Source organism: Bradyrhizobium sp. WBOS07, from assembly GCF_024585165.1.
GTDB lineage: Bacteria > Pseudomonadota > Alphaproteobacteria > Rhizobiales > Xanthobacteraceae > Bradyrhizobium > Bradyrhizobium japonicum_B.
Window position 1 is genome coordinate 5,619,400 of sequence record NZ_CP029008.1, and the last position, 16,115, is coordinate 5,635,514.

General features: G+C 64.9%; 18 protein-coding genes. 8 read left to right on the forward strand and 10 right to left on the reverse strand.

Going from position 1 to position 16,115, the window contains the following annotated elements:
- Nucleotides 1-5: 5 nt before the first annotated feature.
- Together DCM79_RS26755 and DCM79_RS26760 are read right to left on the reverse strand one after the other, a co-directional pair.
- A complete protein-coding gene (locus tag DCM79_RS26755) occupies nt 6-6,302 on the reverse strand; it encodes a HAMP domain-containing protein (RefSeq protein ID WP_257177089.1) in 6,297 nt (2,098 codons plus the stop codon).
- 494 nt (nt 6,303-6,796) lie between these two features.
- Complete coding sequence (locus tag DCM79_RS26760; RefSeq protein WP_257177090.1) at nt 6,797-7,309, reverse strand: DUF4142 domain-containing protein; 513 nt, start codon at nt 7,307-7,309, stop codon at nt 6,797-6,799.
- Nucleotides 7,310-7,402: 93 nt separating this feature from the next.
- Between DCM79_RS26760 and DCM79_RS26765 the strand changes: the two genes are divergently transcribed.
- The 3 genes from DCM79_RS26765 to DCM79_RS26775 all read left to right on the forward strand — a co-directional run bounded on the left by DCM79_RS26765 (nt 7,403) and on the right by DCM79_RS26775 (nt 8,120).
- Entirely contained in the window at nt 7,403-7,597 is a 195-nt protein-coding gene (locus tag DCM79_RS26765; protein ID WP_028134975.1) for a hypothetical protein, read from the forward strand.
- A 115-nt stretch (nt 7,598-7,712) separates the two neighbouring features.
- A complete protein-coding gene (locus DCM79_RS26770; protein WP_257177091.1) occupies nt 7,713-7,844 on the forward strand; it encodes a hypothetical protein in 132 nt (43 codons plus the stop codon).
- Nucleotides 7,845-7,913: 69 nt separating this feature from the next.
- Complete coding sequence (locus tag DCM79_RS26775) at nt 7,914-8,120, forward strand: hypothetical protein (protein ID WP_257177092.1); 207 nt, start codon at nt 7,914-7,916, stop codon at nt 8,118-8,120.
- A gap of 150 nt (nt 8,121-8,270) precedes the next feature.
- On the opposite strand, the gene DCM79_RS26780 is transcribed toward DCM79_RS26775, so the two are convergent.
- The 7 genes from DCM79_RS26780 to DCM79_RS26810 form a co-directional block, all read right to left on the reverse strand.
- Complete coding sequence (locus DCM79_RS26780) at nt 8,271-8,525, reverse strand: hypothetical protein (protein ID WP_257177093.1); 255 nt, start codon at nt 8,523-8,525, stop codon at nt 8,271-8,273.
- Between the two features lie 202 nt (nt 8,526-8,727).
- On the reverse strand, nt 8,728-9,216 hold the full coding sequence (locus tag DCM79_RS26785; RefSeq protein ID WP_257177094.1) for a DUF3147 family protein: 489 nt from the start codon (nt 9,214-9,216) through the stop codon (nt 8,728-8,730).
- Nucleotides 9,216-9,563, reverse strand: coding sequence for a DUF3147 family protein (locus tag DCM79_RS26790; protein WP_257177095.1), 348 nt, complete (start codon nt 9,561-9,563; stop codon nt 9,216-9,218). Before DCM79_RS26790 ends, DCM79_RS26785 begins: the two co-directional genes overlap by 1 nt.
- Entirely contained in the window at nt 9,560-10,138 is a 579-nt protein-coding gene (locus tag DCM79_RS26795; protein WP_257177096.1) for a phosphatase PAP2 family protein, read from the reverse strand. The genes DCM79_RS26790 and DCM79_RS26795 overlap by 4 nt, the downstream gene beginning before the upstream one ends.
- A gap of 90 nt (nt 10,139-10,228) precedes the next feature.
- On the reverse strand, nt 10,229-11,119 hold the full coding sequence (locus DCM79_RS26800; RefSeq protein ID WP_257180853.1) for an SDR family oxidoreductase: 891 nt from the start codon (nt 11,117-11,119) through the stop codon (nt 10,229-10,231).
- Nucleotides 11,120-11,320: 201 nt separating this feature from the next.
- The gene (locus DCM79_RS26805; protein ID WP_257177097.1) at nt 11,321-11,875 is read right to left on the reverse strand and encodes a DUF4142 domain-containing protein; all 555 of its coding nucleotides are present in this window, start codon (nt 11,873-11,875) and stop codon (nt 11,321-11,323) included.
- An 83-nt stretch (nt 11,876-11,958) separates the two neighbouring features.
- On the reverse strand, nt 11,959-12,186 hold the full coding sequence (locus DCM79_RS26810) for a hypothetical protein (RefSeq protein WP_257177098.1): 228 nt from the start codon (nt 12,184-12,186) through the stop codon (nt 11,959-11,961).
- Nucleotides 12,187-12,469: 283 nt separating this feature from the next.
- Between DCM79_RS26810 and DCM79_RS26815 the strand changes: the two genes are divergently transcribed.
- A complete protein-coding gene (locus tag DCM79_RS26815; RefSeq protein WP_257180855.1) occupies nt 12,470-12,844 on the forward strand; it encodes a PRC-barrel domain-containing protein in 375 nt (124 codons plus the stop codon).
- A 15-nt stretch (nt 12,845-12,859) separates the two neighbouring features.
- Complete coding sequence (locus DCM79_RS26820) at nt 12,860-13,018, forward strand: hypothetical protein (protein WP_257177099.1); 159 nt, start codon at nt 12,860-12,862, stop codon at nt 13,016-13,018.
- A 70-nt stretch (nt 13,019-13,088) separates the two neighbouring features.
- Here DCM79_RS26820 and DCM79_RS26825 read toward each other — a convergent pair whose 3' ends face one another.
- The gene (locus DCM79_RS26825; RefSeq protein ID WP_257177100.1) at nt 13,089-13,553 is read right to left on the reverse strand and encodes a helix-turn-helix domain-containing protein; all 465 of its coding nucleotides are present in this window, start codon (nt 13,551-13,553) and stop codon (nt 13,089-13,091) included.
- A gap of 163 nt (nt 13,554-13,716) precedes the next feature.
- Between DCM79_RS26825 and DCM79_RS26830 the strand changes: the two genes are divergently transcribed.
- The 3 genes from DCM79_RS26830 (at nt 13,717) to DCM79_RS26840 (ending at nt 16,047) form a co-directional block, all read left to right on the forward strand.
- Nucleotides 13,717-14,454 carry an SDR family oxidoreductase gene (locus tag DCM79_RS26830; RefSeq protein WP_257177101.1) on the forward strand — a complete coding sequence of 246 codons (738 nt, stop codon included), beginning with the start codon at nt 13,717-13,719 and terminating at the stop codon, nt 14,452-14,454.
- 62 nt (nt 14,455-14,516) lie between these two features.
- Complete coding sequence (locus tag DCM79_RS26835; protein ID WP_257177102.1) at nt 14,517-15,518, forward strand: nitronate monooxygenase family protein; 1,002 nt, start codon at nt 14,517-14,519, stop codon at nt 15,516-15,518.
- 109 nt (nt 15,519-15,627) lie between these two features.
- A complete protein-coding gene (locus tag DCM79_RS26840; protein ID WP_257177103.1) occupies nt 15,628-16,047 on the forward strand; it encodes a hypothetical protein in 420 nt (139 codons plus the stop codon).
- Nucleotides 16,048-16,115 lie beyond the last annotated feature (68 nt).

Here is a 16,115-nt window from a genome sequence, read left to right on the forward strand (position 1 = left end):
CCAACTCAGCGGTGCAGCCACATGCGGATCGCAAGTAGCAATTGATCGGTGTTGACGGGTTTGGCGAGGTAGTCGGACGCGCCGGCCTCCAGGCACTTCTCGCGGTCACCCTTCATCGCCTTGGCGGTCAGCGCGATGATCGGAAGGCGGGCGAAAGCCGGATTTTCGCGAATGACGCCGATGGTCTGATAGCCATCCATCTGCGGCATCATGATGTCCATCAGCACGATGGCGATTTCCGGATTGGATTCGACCAGCGTCACAGCCTCGCTGCCGGTCGTGGCCGTCAGCACCTTCATGCCGCGCCGTTCCAGCACGCTCGACAGCGCGAAGATGTTGCGGGCGTCGTCGTCGACGAGCAGGGCGGTCTTGCCGATCAGGTCCTCGTCGGAACTGTTCAGTTTCTCCAGCATGCGCTGCTTCTCGACCGGAAGTTCGGTGATGACGCGGTGCAGGAACAGTGCGGTCTCGTCGAGCAGCCGTTCCGGCGATTCCACGCCCTTGACCACGATGCTGCGCGCCATGGTGTGGAGTTCCGCGTCCTCCTCGGCCGAAAGCTCCCGGCCGGTGAAGACGACGACCGGAACGTTCGACAGCGTCTCGTCGTTGCGGATCTCGTCCAGCACCTCGAAGCCGCTCATGTCGGGCAGGCGAAGGTCGAGCACCACGCAGTCGCAGGGCGTCTTGCGCAGCGTCGAGAGCGCACCGGCGCCGGTGTCCGTCGTGACGATCTCGATGTCGTCGTGATGCAGCAGCTCGCGGATCGAGAGCTGCTCGGCCTCGTTGTCCTCGACGATCAACAGCCGCTTGCGCCTGGGACGGGCATATTCCTTGATCTGCGTCAGCGCCGCGGAAACGCCTTCGGTCGTCGTCGGCTTGTTGACGAAGGAGAACGCGCCACGCGCCAGCGCATGCTGGCGGTCCTCGTCCAGCGTGATGATCTGCACGGGGATGTGGCGGGTCAGCGGATTGTGCTTGAGCTGGCTCAGCACGGTCCAGCCGAGCATGTCGGGCAGGAACACGTCGAGCGAGACGGCTCTCGGCTGGTATTGCTTGGCGAGCTCGAGCGCCTCCGCGCCGCGGGCGGCGACAAGCACCTTGAAGCCCTTGTCGCGGGCCAGATCGACCAGTACGCGGGCGTAGTGCGGATCGTCCTCGACGATCAGGAGAATGGTGTCACCGGGCTCGATGTTGAGCCGGTCGTCGGGAAGCTGCTCGATGACGCGCGGCTGGTCGGGTGCGGCCGTCTGTAGCGCCGGCGGCTGGCTGTGTTGCTGTGGCGCAGGTGCCGTGCGCGGCGCCAGCGTCGGGCCGGAATATTTGAGCGGCAGATAGAGTGTGAACGAGGAGCCCTTGCCCGGCGAGCTGCGCAGATGGATTTCTCCACCGAGCAGGCTCGCAAGTTCGCGGCTGATCGCGAGTCCGAGGCCGGTGCCGCCGTATTTGCGGCTGGTGCCTGCGTCGGCCTGCTGGAACGCCTCGAAGATCAGCTTCTGCTTCTCCACGGGAATGCCGATGCCGGTATCGGACACTTCGAACGCGATCACGGCCGGTGCGGAGTTCAGCACCGGGTGATCCGTGCCCCAGCCGCCGATCGCGCCGGCGACCTTCAGGCGCACTTCGCCCTCGGCGGTGAACTTGAAGGCGTTGGAGAGCAGGTTCTTCAGAACCTGTTGCAAACGCTTGGAGTCAGTGACGATGCTGCGCGGCAGGTTCGGATCGACGTCGATCTTGAACGACAGGTTGCGGTTGTCCGCCTCGTGCCGGAACGGACGGCCGACCGTCTCGAGCAGGTTCGCGGTCAGGATTTCCTCGGCGTCGACCGTCACCGTGCCGGATTCGATCTTGGACAGATCCAGAATGTCGCTGATGAGGTTGAGCAGGTCGGTGCCGGCGCCGTGGATGGTGCGGGCGAATTCGACCTGCTTGGCCGAGAGGTTGCCGTCCGGATTGTCGGTGAGCTGCTGGCCCAGAATGAGGATCGAGTTCAGCGGCGTGCGCAGCTCGTGGCTCATATTGGCGAGGAATTCGGACTTGTACTTCGACGTCAGCGCAAGCTCGGTCGCCTTCTCCTCCAGCGCGCGGCGGGCCTGCTCGATCTCCTGGTTCTTGCGTTCGACCTCGACGTTGCGCTCGGCAAGCTGCTGCGCCTTCTGCTCGAGCTGGTCGTTGGTCTGCTGCAATTCGCGCTGCTGGGTCTGCAGCTCGCCGGCGAGCTGCTGCGACTGCTTGAGCAGGCCTTCGGTCTGCATCGTCGCTTCGATCGAATTGAGCACGATGCCGATGGAGTCGGTGAGCTGCTCCAGGAACGTCATCTGCGAGGTCGTAAAGGAGACGAGCGAGGCGAGCTCGATCACGGCCTTGACCTGGCCCTCGAACAGCACCGGCAGCACGACGAGGTTCTTCGGCGCGACGCGGAACAGCGCCGAGTTGATCGGCACCACGTCGGATGGAATCTCGCCGACGACGCGCGGCCGCTTGTCGAGCGCGCACTGGCCGATCAGGCCTTCGCCGAACTGCAGCACGCGCGGATACGGATAGATGCCGTCGCTGGCGTAGGAAGCCAGCAGCAACAGCTGCGGATTGTCCTCGCTCTCGACCTGGTAGATCACGCCGGTATGCGCGTTCACCAGCGGCGACAGCTCGGTGAGCAGCAGCCGGCCGACGGTGGTGAGGTCGCGCTGGCCCTGCAGCATGTTGGTGAATTTCGCCAGATTGGTCTTCAGCCAGTCCTGCTCGGTGTTCACGTCCGTCGTGAGACGGAGGTTCGTGATCATCGTGTTGATGTTGTCTTTCAGCTCGGCCACCTCGCCGCGGGCGTCGACCTGGATCGACCGCGTCAGGTCGCCCTTGGTGACGGCGGTCGCGACCTCGGCGATCGCGCGCACCTGCGAGGTGAGGTTGGCGGCGAGCAGGTTGACGTTACCGGTGAGGTCCTTCCAGGTGCCGGCGGCGCCCGGCACGTTGGCCTGACCGCCGAGCCGGCCTTCGACGCCGACCTCGCGTGCCACCGATGTCACCTGGTCGGCGAAGGTCGCGAGCGTCTCGGTCATGTTGTTGATGGTGTCGGCGAGGGCCGCGACCTCGCCCTTCGATTTGACGGTGAGGTTCTGCTTCAGATCGCCGTTGGCGACGGCCGTGACGACCTTGACGATGCCGCGCACCTGCTCGGTGAGGTTGGCCGCCATGAAGTTCACGGTGTCGGTGAGGTCCTTCCAGGTGCCGGCGACGCCGGGCACCTGGGCCTGGCCGCCGAGCTTGCCTTCGGTGCCGACCTCGCGCGCCACGCGCGTCACTTCGCCGGCGAAGGCGTTGAGCTGGTCCACCATGGTGTTGATGGTGTTCTTCAGCTCGAGGATTTCGCCCTTGACGTCGACGGTGATCTTGCGGGAGAGGTCGCCGCGCGCCACCGCCGTGGTCACTTCGGCGATGTTGCGGACCTGGGTGGTGAGGTTCGCGGCCAGCAGGTTGACGTTGTCGGTGAGGTCCTTCCAGGTGCCGCCGACGCCGGGGACGACGGCCTGGCCGCCGAGCCGGCCCTCGGTGCCGACCTCGCGCGCGACGCGCGTCACTTCGGCCGCGAAAGAGCGGAGCTGCTCGACCATCGTGTTCAAGGTGTCCTTGAGCAGCAGGATCTCGCCGCGCACGTCCACCGTGATCTTCTTCGACAGGTCGCCGCCGGCGATCGCGGTCGCGACCTCGGCGATGTTGCGGACCTGGGCGGTGAGGTTCGAGGCCATGAAGTTGACGTTGTCGGTGAGGTCCTTCCAGGTGCCGGCGACGCCGGGCACCTCGGCCTGGCCGCCGAGCTTGCCTTCGGTGCCGACCTCGCGCGCCACGCGCGTCACTTCGCCGGCAAAGCCGTTGAGCTGGTCCACCATGGTGTTGATGGTGTTCTTCAGCTCGAGGATCTCGCCCTTCACGTCGACGGTGATCTTGCGCGACAAGTCGCCGCGCGCCACGGCCGTGGTCACCTCGGCGATGTTGCGGACCTGGGCGGTGAGGTTGCCCGCCATCGAGTTGACGCTGTCGGTGAGGTCTTTCCAGGTGCCGGCGACGCCGGGCACGTTGGCCTGACCGCCGAGGCGGCCTTCGGTGCCGACCTCGCGCGCCACGCGCGTCACCTCGCCCGCGAAGCGGTTGAGCTGGTCGACCATCGTGTTCAGCGTGTCCTTGAGCTGAAGGATCTCGCCGCGCACGTCCACGGTGATCTTGCGCGACAGGTCGCCGCCCGCGATCGCGGTCGCGACTTCGGCGATATTGCGGACCTGGGCGGTGAGATTGCCCGCCATCGAGTTCACGGAATCGGTCAGGTCCTTCCAGGTGCCGGCGACGCCAGGCACGCCGGCCTGGCCGCCGAGCTTGCCGTCGGTGCCGACCTCGCGGGCGACGCGCGTCACTTCGCCGGCGAAGGCGTTGAGCTGGTCCACCATCGTGTTCAGGGTTTCCTTCAGCTGAAGGATTTCGCCCGACACGTTCACCGTGATCTTCTTCGACAAATCGCCCTTGGCGACCGCGGTCGCGACCTCGGCGATGTTGCGGACCTGGCCGGTCAGGTTCGAGGCCATCGAGTTGACGCTGTCGGTGAGATCCTTCCACGTTCCGCCGACGCCGCGCACCACCGCCTGACCGCCGAGCTTGCCTTCGGTGCCGACCTCGCGGGCGACGCGCGTCACTTCGCCTGCGAAGGCGTTGAGCTGGTCCACCATGGTGTTGATGGTGTCCTTCAGCTCCAGGATCTCGCCGCGCACGTCCACCGTGATCTTCTTCGACAGATCGCCGCCAGCGACCGCGGTCGTCACCTCGGCGATGTTGCGCACCTGCGCGGTCAGGTTCGAGGCCATCGAGTTGACGCTCTCGGTGAGGTCCTTCCAGGTGCCGGCGACGCCGAGCACGTTGGCCTGTCCGCCGAGCCTCCCTTCGGTGCCGACCTCGCGGGCGACGCGCGTCACTTCACCTGCGAAGGCGTTGAGCTGGTCCACCATGGTGTTGAGCGTCTCCTTCAGCTGAAGGATTTCGCCCGAGACGTTCACCGTGATCTTCTTCGAGAGGTCGCCGCTCGCGATGGCCGTGGCGACGTCGGCGATGTTGCGGACCTGCGCGGTCAGGTTCGAGGCCATGAAGTTGACGTTGTCGGTGAGGTCCTTCCAGGTGCCGGCGACGCCGGGCACCTGTGCCTGGCCGCCGAGCTTGCCTTCGGTGCCGACCTCGCGCGCCACGCGCGTCACTTCCGAAGCGAACGAGTTGAGCTGGTCCACCATGGTGTTGATGGTGTCCTTCAGCTCGAGGATCTCGCCGCGCACGTCCACCGTGATCTTGCGCGACAGGTCGCCGCGTGCCACGGCGGTGGTGACGTTGGCGATGTTGCGCACCTGCGCGGTCAAATTGCCGCACATCGCGTTGACGGAGTCGGTCAGATCCTTCCAGGTGCCGGCGACGCCGGGCACGATGGCCTGGCCGCCGAGCTTGCCGTCGGTGCCGACCTCGCGGGCGACGCGCGTCACCTCGGAGGCGAACGAGCGGAGCTGGTCCACCATCGTGTTGATGGCTTCCTTGAGCTGCAGGATCTCGCCGCGGACGTCGACCGTGATCTTCTTGGAGAGGTCGCCGTTGGCGACCGCGATCGTCACCTCGGCGATGTTGCGAACCTGGTTGGTCAGGTTGTTCGCCATCGAGTTGACGCTCTCGGTGAGGTCCTTCCAGACGCCGGTCACCTCCGGCACCTGGGCCTGGCCGCCGAGCTTGCCTTCGGTGCCGACCTCGCGAGCCACGCGCGTCACCTCGGAGGTGAACACGCCGAGCTGCTTGATCATGGTGTTGACGATGGTCGCCGACTGCAGGAACTCGCCGCGGAGCGGACGGCCGTCGACGTCGAGCTTGACGGTCTGGAGCAGGTCGCCTTGCGCGACGGCAGCGACCGCGCGCGTCACCTCGCGCGTCGGCCACAGCAAATCGTCGATCAGCGTGTTGACGGACCCTTCCATGTCGGCCCAGGACCCCGAGGCGAGGCCGAATTTCACGCGCTGCCGGGTCTTGCCTTCGCGGCCGACCACCTGGCCGACCAGCTCGAGCTGCTGCGCCATGCGCTGGTTGGCGGCGATGATTTCGTTAAAAGTGTCGGCGATCTTGCCGTCGATGCCGAGGTAGTCGCCGCTCATGCGCACCGAGAAATCGCCGCTGCGCATGGCCTGCAGGGCCTGCAGCAATTCGGCCCGGGAATCCGGATCAGACGTACCGTTGGTTTTTGGCTTTGGGACGCGACGACCGGAGCGTGATGCAGTTCCGGGATCGAGGTCGCTCATACAATTTTCCCCCGCAGGCGTCGGCCGAATCCACGGCATGACGCGATTGGTCAAAATAGAGCGTCAGCCAAATTCGAAATCAAGCGCCAAGGTTGCGGCGCGAGGAAATGGAACCTGTCTTGCTCAGCCCGATGCTAATAACCGCAATCCGCTGGATTGGTTCCACACGGGATTGAAAGAAACGACGCCGGCGCCCTGCCGTCCCACCGGTCCCCAGCGCCTCCTTCGGAACGGCGCCGCGCCTCGCGGTTAGCCGGCGCAAAGCGGCCGCGGGGCGGTCACCGGAGATCCGGCCGCCAGCTCTGCCAACCATGGCGATTCACCGACCACGGGGACGGCGGCGCGCTCCAATCCCAGCGGAAGCGGGGCCTCATCCTCTGGCGGCAAGGACGACAATGGCGATGCAGGCCGTGACAAGATGCCGGAAAGCAGCCGCACCGTGCGGCCGGAGACCCAGCAGCATCATCCGAACAACAGATAAGGAAGTAAGGCGGCTACTTGTCCGCCATGGTCCGCTCGGCATCCTTGACCTGCGCGCGCAGCAGCGGAAGCTGCTCGCGCGCGAAGGCCGCGAGCGCAGCGTTGTCGGGCGCCTTCAGATAGCTTTCGAGCAGCGTGATGGCCGATTCATATTCGGGAATCTGCGAGGCATAGAAGCTGCGGACGTAAGTTGGCCCGTCCGAGGTTTCGGGCTCGATCAGGCTGGCGGCAACGGATTCCGTTTTGCCGACGCGGGGCTCGGCGCCGATTGTCTCCTGAATCTGCTTCAGCGCCCTGTCGCGTTTGGCCGCTTCCTCGGCGCGCAGGGCGGCGAGGTTCTTGACCTCGGCGTTGCCCTTCAAATCGGTGCTCTCCAGCAGACCTTGCTGAAACCGGCTGAAATTGTAGAGGCCGGTGATGACGTCGGTGGCGCTCGGCGGGCGGTCGAGCGGCTTGCGTTCGCCGGTGCTGTCGGCAAGCGCAATGGTGCTGATCAATGCCATCATGACGGCAACGAGAACTCGCATCGATATCAATCGCGGATGGCGGGCGAAGTTCCCCGAACGTTACGATGCGGTAAGGGCATTGCAGCCCGGGAGTTCCGTCCCCACGTCTTTCCCATGAAACAGTCTGACATCTTCAGAGATAACGCCGACAATTGTCTTCAGCTCGCCGAGCGCGCCGAAGGACAACCCGCGCATAAGCGCTATTCGCGCATGGCGGACGCCTGGACGGCGCTGGCCCACGAGCAGGATTGGCTCGACGGCGAGGTTCCCCCCGTTGCCGCTCGCTTCCCGCAACAACCAGATGCGTGAGCATTCTCCGCTTGGTCAATCCCGTGTGAGATTGCGCACGGAATGCGAGCGGCCCATCCGGCATGATCGGGAATAGTCAATCGCGTTGGTCTTCATTCCAGAAGGAGGTTTTGCGATGGCTCCACGTCTGGCTCTGCTTTCACTCGTCTTCGCCTTTGGCGTCTCGGTCGCGTTCGCGACGGTGACGACGGTGCGCCAGGTGCATCTGGAGAATGCATCGGCGGCGGTCCATGCGACGCGCAGCTAGCGCCCCGCCGGAACATTCGGCCCCGCAGTGCGTAAGCGCTTCGACACATCATGAGAGGCGAAGCACATCATGGCCCATTCCGACCACGGCATCGTCAAGGACGAGCGCGCCGAGGAGCAGCCCCGCGACAAACAGCGTGCACAGTCCGTGCACAAGGCGGATCCGAAAGGGTCCCCCTCGCGGGAAGCGACGCGCGATCCGAAGTTGAACGACAACAGCAAGACGCCGGGCTCCGGCATGACGCCGGATGATTCCGGCGGCGCACCGAGCGGCTAAACCGAGCTCCAGCCTTCGCACAGGGAACGAATCCCCGCGCATGGAGTCGACAGGTTGCTTCCGGTTGGCATGCCCCCGGTGCGCCGGAAGCAATCTCCAAGGACGGCCCTGGCACCCACCGTGCCGGGGCCGTTTGCTTGTGGCCGGCTTCTACGGCTCGGTCCCGGTGCCGCCCTCGGGATCTCCGTGGGTATGCCCGTCCGGTCCCCGGCCGAATACGCCGAAGCTGCTCGACTTCACACCAGCCGCCGCCTCGACGCCCGCGGCGGCCAGTCCGAACCTGAGCAGCTCGCGGACCGCTGCCGCCCGCGTCGGCATGCGATGCTTGAACCGGAAATCGTCGAGGGCGGCCAATTCCTCCGGCGAGAGCATGACCTGAAGGCGCTCAGCGCGAAGCTCGTTCATGGTCCACCACACGATTGAGTAGGTTGAGTAGGTTACTCAACGAACCAGCGCGGCGCGGGTTCCATCGGAGGTCAGGAAGGTCCCGGATTGGTCAAAAGACTTAACATAATCAATAAGATACGGTTGAAACGAGTCGAAGATCCTGCGCGCTTGCCCGCGTCGATTGGCTTCGGAGCGCTGCGAGACGTATGGCTTCCTGATGCTAGGGGAGGCTGCCGCGGCGCCTCGCTGAAGGCGCGACGCGCTCGGCCTGTGCGGCGCGGGAGGTGATGCGAAGCTTTTTTCGCCTCAACCACCACGCCGAGACCGCTACCGCCGCCCATACCAGAATGGCGGCGGCGAATGCGCCGATCGCGGTCGTCGACACCATGGCGTAGAAGACCGCGGCGAACGCTGCAAGACCGATGCTGCCGAGGCCGGCACCTGCCGCATCGAGCGCCGCGGCCTGCTGCCCGCGCCTGTCTCCGCTGAGCCCGGCCTTTTCCTTGGCGCGGCGCTCATGGCTTTCGATCAGTGTGGCGCTGGCGCAGAAGACGGCGGGAAGCGCGAGGAAGAGCCCGCCGACGGAGACGCCGAAACGCGAGCTCACGACGCCGGTGAGGACTGTCGCCAGCCCACCGAGCAGAAAGCGAACGCCATACTCGTACCACCGCGTCTGCTTCAGCGCCGATGAAGACAGCTTGACCAGCATCAGGCCGCACCTCCGAAGCCCGCGAGCAGGCTGAAGGCGACCATGAGCCACACGGCAAAAGCGGCGATGGTCGCCGGCAACGCGCCGAGACGAGACCTCATCAGGAGAAGGCAAACGGCGAGGCTGTAACAGGCAAGTGCGATCGCGCCGTAGATCATCGTCCAGCTCTCGGCGGCGGCGTATTGCGGGCCGTGCTGGACGACGGCGATGCTGAGCGTGGCCAGCGCGACCGATGGCGCCGCGCCGAGCAGCCCGGCAAAACTCTTCGGTCGGAGCATGTCGCCCAGGATCGCGAAAGCGGAGACGATCAGACCGCCGGCGATGAAGCGCACGAGAGATTCGGTCATGGCCGCATCCTCGAGGCTCGAGGCGGCCGCTTCGCCAGCGTGAACGGCCTCAACGCTCGCTCGACGATGACGCCAAGCGTGAAGCCTGCCACCACGTCGCTGGCCCAGTGCGCGAGCAGCGCAACGCGGGTCAACGAAAGCGCCAAGGCGAGGCCGCGCGCCAGCCGGCGCCGGAATGGCGGCAACAGGCCCGCCGCCGAGGCGAGAGCGCCCATATGCACGGCGTGACCGGACGGGAACGCGTCGCCGGATCGTCCCGAGAAGGGCACGCCATGCCGGTGGCCTCTGATCGTCAGCCGGTCGGGCCGAGTCTGATCGAACAAGGATTTCAGAAGATGCGGCAACACGGCGCTTGCGAGCGAGACCCACAGAACGTGGTCCGAGATCGGACGCTGCTGCGGTTGCCTCAATCGCGTGTAGAGCCACCCCGCAGCGGCCAGCGCGACGAGCACGTGCTCGTCGGCACCCCAGGTCAAGATCTGGGCGGCGTGCTCGAGCCCTGCGTTGGTATGGTCCGCGATCTCATTCGCGATCGCCCTATCGATCCGGGTGGGTCTGACTGTTACGAGCGCCATCGGTCAACCGGCGATACTTCCTCCATGACAGTTTTGTAAAACGGCGAGACAAGGATGGTTCCTGAATTCCAGCGTTCGCTCCCAGCTTTGCTAAGGCTGGCCTGATCCACCCGCAGCGCCGTAGACTTGGCCGGTCGCATAGCTGGCGTCGGCGGCGGCAAGCTGCACGTAGATCGAGGCGAGCTCGACCGGCTGGCCGGGGCGCCCGAGCGGCGTCATGCCGCCGAATTTTTCGAGCTTCTCCATCGTCGCCCCGCCGGACACCTGGAGCGGCGTCCAGATCGGTCCCGGCGCGACGCCGTTGACGCGGATGCCCTTGGAGGCGAGCTGCTTGGCCAGCGACTTCACGTAGTTCATCGTCGCCGCCTTGGTCTGCGCGTAGTCATACAGATCCGGCGAGGGATCGTAAGCCTGCTCGGAGGTCGTGCCGATGATGCAGGCGCCGGGCTTGAGATGCCGGAGTGCCGCCTTGGTGATCCAGAACGGCGCGTAGATGTTGGTCTTCATGGTGGCGTCGAAATCCTCCGACGAAACGTCCAGGATGGAGGCGCGGGTCTGCTGCCGCGCTGCGTTATTGACGATGATGTCGAGGCCGCCGAGGCCTTGCACCGCCTGCTCGACCAGCCTGTTGCAGAAGGCTTCGTCCGTGAGGTCGCCGGGAATTGCAAGTCCGATGCGTCCTTCCTTCTCGATCAGCGCGATCACCTCCCGTGCGTCGGGCTCTTCCGCCGGCAGATAGTTGATGGCGACATCGGCGCCTTCGCGGGCATAGGCAATCGCGGCGGCGCGGCCCATGCCCGAATCGCCGCCGGTGATCAGGGCTTTGCGGCCGGCGAGCCGGCCGGAGCCTTTGTAGCTGGTCTCGCCATGGTCGGGCCGCGGCTCCATCCGGCCGGCGAGGCCCGGCCAGGGCTGCGACTGCTTCTTGAACGGCGGCTTCGGATAGCGGCCGACCGGATCGATCAAGGCGTGCTCGACCATGGCGCTCTCTCCTTTCGCTGTGGACGCCAGCGAGGCCGCTGCGAGCGTTGCGCTCGCGGCGTCCATGACGTGGCGGCGGGACAGTGGGGTCTTGATGTGGTTCGACATGATGCTCTCCGCGATGGTCGAGGCTCAATGCGCGGAGACGGTCGACGTGCCAAGCAAAGGACGCCGGGCAAGCCGGCGTCCTTCAGTAATGCGTTACTTGGTGGACTGGCCGACGCTCGGCGCCTTGCCGAGCTCCTTGGCCATGTCGAGATGGTGCTTCAGGGCGGGCAGCGTCTTGCCGGCCCAGTCCTTCAGCTCGGCATTGTCGCCACCCTTGGCGTAGCGCTCGAACAGCGACACGGCGTCTTCATGGGCGCTGACCTGATAGGAATTGTAGTCCGAGCTGAAGTCCTTGCCGTTCGCGTTCTTGAGCTTGTCGAGCTTGCTCTGGTGTGAGCTGTCGAGCTGCGTCGGAAGCGTGGCCTGGATCTTCTTTTCGCCGACCAGGCCCTTGAGCTCGGTGCTGGTCTTGGTGTGATCGGCGATCATCTGCTGCGCAAAGCTCTTCTCCTGCGCGTTGCCCTTCTGCTGGGCAAGCTTGCTCGACTCGATCTCGAACATGTCGCTGATCGCGACCTGCTTGACGAAGTCGGGGGTGGAAGGCGCAACGCCGAGCGCCGAATTGACGCCGGTCTTCTCGCCCAGCGATTGGGCGAGCGCAGGGCCTGCGAGTAGCACGCAGGCAAGGGCAATGATGGTGCGTTTCATGGTTAAATCCTCGATAGGTCGCACGACCACTTGCCGGCGACATTGCGCCGACCAACACGCCGAGGGCGCCGAGGTTCCTAACGCTAATCTGCGGGATTGCGTCCGGTGCGCGGATTGATCGGATCGGTCGGCTTGCGTCGCAGCCGCTCCGGCAAGAACGGCTCGACGGCGCTGGCCGTGGCGTCGGCTCGCACGTCGGCATGGCGCTGCGCGCGCTGATGCGGCGTCGTGTTGTCGTTGAAGCTGTGTTTCACGTCGACGCCATCGACGGGATCGTTGACGCCGTGCTGGATATCGCGGAAGTCGCTCATGGTTCACCTCATTCCTTTACAGGCAGGATCGAGCACCTGCCGGTTCATCGCTCCGAACACGCCGTCGCCGGGATAGCCAAGGATGTGGGCGCGCCCCCTTGATGCAGACGCTGGACGATGAAATCGGAGACGGTCTGGGACATCGCGCGAGCCCTGGGCCGAGCGTGTGAGCTCAGAGAACGGCTCCTTTCCTGCGATGTTCCTCGCCAGCTCCGGGAACGCGCCTCGGAACGATCGCCGCCCCGTCGCGATTGATTCAGATATGGCCGAGTGGAGAATGACGATGCTGAATCAGGGCGAACTGGACCGCGACGAAATGGGCCGGCTGATCGGAAGCGACAAGGTCGAGGGAACATCGGTGTTCGGAGCCGATCGGAACAAGATCGGCTCGATCGAACGGGTGATGATCGACAAGATCAGCGGCAATGTCTCGTACGCGGTGCTTGGTTTCGGTGGTTTCCTCGGCCTTGGCAATGATCATTATCCGTTGCCCTGGCAATCCCTGAAATACGACACCGAGCTGGGCGGCTACATCACCGCGATCACGGCCAAGGATCTGGAAGGTGCTCCGAAATACGGCGAGAAGACCGACTGGAACTGGAGCGATGACGCGGCCGTGCGCGGCATCAATGCCTATTACGGCGTCCCATTCGCGTAGCAGAAGGATCAACCGATGAGCAAGGAACGGCCGACCGACGATCCCCGCGATCAGAACGATTGGGGTTCGCACAGACAGACGGACAAGCCCTGGAAGGGCAACCCGGAAAAGGAGCAGGGATCGGACGAGGTGAAGCCCGATCTCGAGAAATGGCATCGGACCAATACGCACTGAGACAGGTGCTGTTTCTCGGACTATCGAGACGCGCGCGACGTGGACTTGCGAGCAGGCTTGATGCCTCGACTCACCCCGCCGCTGCCTGCTGCCCCGGCCCCGCATGCACGTGCACTTGCTTGGCGTGCAGCGCCTCGCCGCATTCCGAGCACACCATGATCGGGTCGAACAGCTTGCCGCAGCGCTTGTGCTGATGCAGCATCGGGCGGCCGCGCTCGTCGCCCATGTGGGTGTCGCCCCAATGCACCATCGCCATGATGATCGGGTAGAGGTCGAGACCCTTTTGCGTGAGGATGTATTCGTAGCGCTTCGGCGCCTCGGAATAGGGGACCCGACGCAGGATGCCGAACCGCACCAGCTTCTTCAGCCGCTCCGAGAGCAGGTGCCGCGTGATCTGAAGCGACGATTGAAAGCCCTCGAAGCGGCGCACGCGCAAGAAGCATTCGCGCAGGATCAGCAGCGTCCAGCGGTCGCCGACCACGGCCACGGTGCGGGAGAGCGAGCAGGGCTCTTCGTCCAGCGTGTCCCATTTCATGATGCCGTCTCCGGAGCAGGCCAGTCAGTCAGAAAAAGGAACTGACATGAATGATCAAGGCAATTTGCAAAGAGGCCTATCATTCGGCCGCGTCGTTTGACAGTTCTATTTTAGAACTATAGCCTCGCGCCCAATTGCACCGCTCGCACCGGAGGAGGCGACCTTGCCCAAGCGAAACGCGACAGCGGCCGTGATCGGGGCCGGCGATTTCATCGGCTCCGAGATCGCCAAGAAATTTGCAGCCGAAGGCTTCACGGTTTTCGCCGGCCGCCGCAACGGCGACAAGCTGGCGCCGCTGGTGAAGGACATCGAGGCCGCCGGCGGCGAGATCCATGCGCGCTCGCTCGACGCGCGCAAGGAGGAAGAGGTCATCTCCTTCCTCAACGACGCCGACCAGCATGCGCCGCTCGAGGTCTGCATCTTCAACGTCGGCGCCAACGTCAATTTCCCGATTCTCGACACAACCGAACGCGTGTTTCGGAAAGTGTGGGAGATGGCCTGCTATTCCGGCTTTCTCGCGGGGCGCGAGGCGGCGCGGCTGATGCTGCCGCGTGGCGGCGGCAACATCTTCTTCACCGGCGCCACCGCCTCATTGCGCGGCGGCAGCGGTTTTGCGGCATTCGCCAGTGCCAAGTTCGGCCTGCGCGCAGTGGCGCAGGCGATGGCGCGCGAGCTCGGCCCGAAGAACATCCATGTCGCCCATCTCATCATCGATTCCGGCGTCGACACCGAATGGGTGCGGCAGCGCCGGCTGGAGGCGCTCGGGCCCGACGCGCTTGATAATCCCGATCTCTTGATGCCGCCGTCCTCGGTTGCGGACGCCTATTGGCAGCTCTACCGGCAGCCGAAGAGTGCCTGGACCTTCGAAATGGAAATCCGCCCCTTCGGAGAGAAATGGTGACCGCGTCGCAAAAGTCCGGCTAGACTGACCCAACACAGGCGAATTCCGGGAGGAGAAACCAAGTGAAGACTGCGATCACCGAGCTGTTCGGCATCGAGCATCCCATCATCCAGGGCGGCATGCATTTCGTCGGCTTTGCCGAGCTGGCCGCCGCCGTCTCCAATGCCGGCGGGCTCGGCATCATCACCGGTCTCACCCAGAAGACGCCGGAGCTGCTCGCCAAGGAGATCGCGCGCTGCCGCGACATGACCGACAAGCCGTTCGGCGTGAACCTCACCTTCCTGCCGACCTTCGCGGCGCCACCCTATCCGGAATACATCGCCGCCATCGTCGAAGGCGGCATCAAAGCCGTGGAGACCGCCGGCCGCAGTCCTGAGCAGTACATGCCGGCACTGAAGGCGGCCGGCATCAAGGTCATCCACAAATGCACCTCGGTCCGCCACTCGCTGAAGGCCGAGCGCATCGGCTGCGATGCCGTCAGCGTCGACGGCTTCGAGTGCGGCGGCCATCCCGGCGAGGACGACATTCCGAACATGATCCTGCTGCCGCGCGCAGCGGAGGAATTGAAGATCCCGTTCGTCGCCTCCGGCGGCATGGCCGACGGGCGCAGCCTGGTCGCGGCATTGTCGCTGGGCGCAGCCGGCATGAACATGGGCACGCGCTTCATCGCCACCAAGGAGGCGCCGGTGCATCAGAACGTGAAGAACGCGCTGGTCGCGGCCACCGAGCTCGACACCCGTTTGATCATGCGCAGCTTGCGCAACACCGAGCGCGTGCTGAGAAACGCCAATGTCGACCGCCTCATCGAGATCGAGCGCGAGAAGGGCGACAGGCTGAAGATCGACGACATCCACGATCAGGTGGCGGGCGTCTATCCCAAGATCATGCTGGAAGGCCAGATGGACGCCGGCGCCTGGAGTTGCGGCATGGTTGCAGGGTTGATCCATGACATCCCCTCCTGCAAGGAACTCATCGATCGGATCATGGCTGAGGCGGAACAGATCATCCGCAGCCGCCTGATGGGTTTCCTGGATGGGACGGGGACGACGCGAAAGGTCGCCTGACACCGCCAAACTTCTTAACCACGGCGGCACCTGGCCGCTGGAATTCCACGCGACGCCTCCTAAATAGGGGTAAATTACCCCTTTCATAATGGAATTTCAGGAGGCGTCCGTGGTCCTGAAAAGCGGTTCTTTTGCAATTGCCGTTGCCCTCGTCATCGCATGGGGCGGCATCGCGCGCGCCGACGACTACAAGCCAGGCGAATATCTCGGTCTCGATCTCTCCAAGGCCGTGCTGTCGCCAAAGCGTCTCGGGCCCGAGACGCAGTTCGCCCCGCTCGCCCTCGAGGCGCGCGGCGGCAACGAGGCGCAGGCACGCGCCGAGCCCGTCGACGTGCCGAAGAAGGTGGCGGCCGAGCGCGTCCGTGTGGCAGAGCCGAAGGCCGCGCATGCGAAGAGCGCGCAGCCGCGCGGCGCAGCCCGCGCGAAGCTGGTGCATCGTCGCGGCAACCCGCTCGACGCACAGGCGATGGACACCCGCATCCAGACCTGGCCCTGCCGCACCGGCGGCATCTGCAACTGGAAGCGCTAAGGCGGGATGGGATCAGATCTGATTGCTCCAAGGCAGGTGCGCTCCCTCTCCCGCTTGCGGGAGAGGGT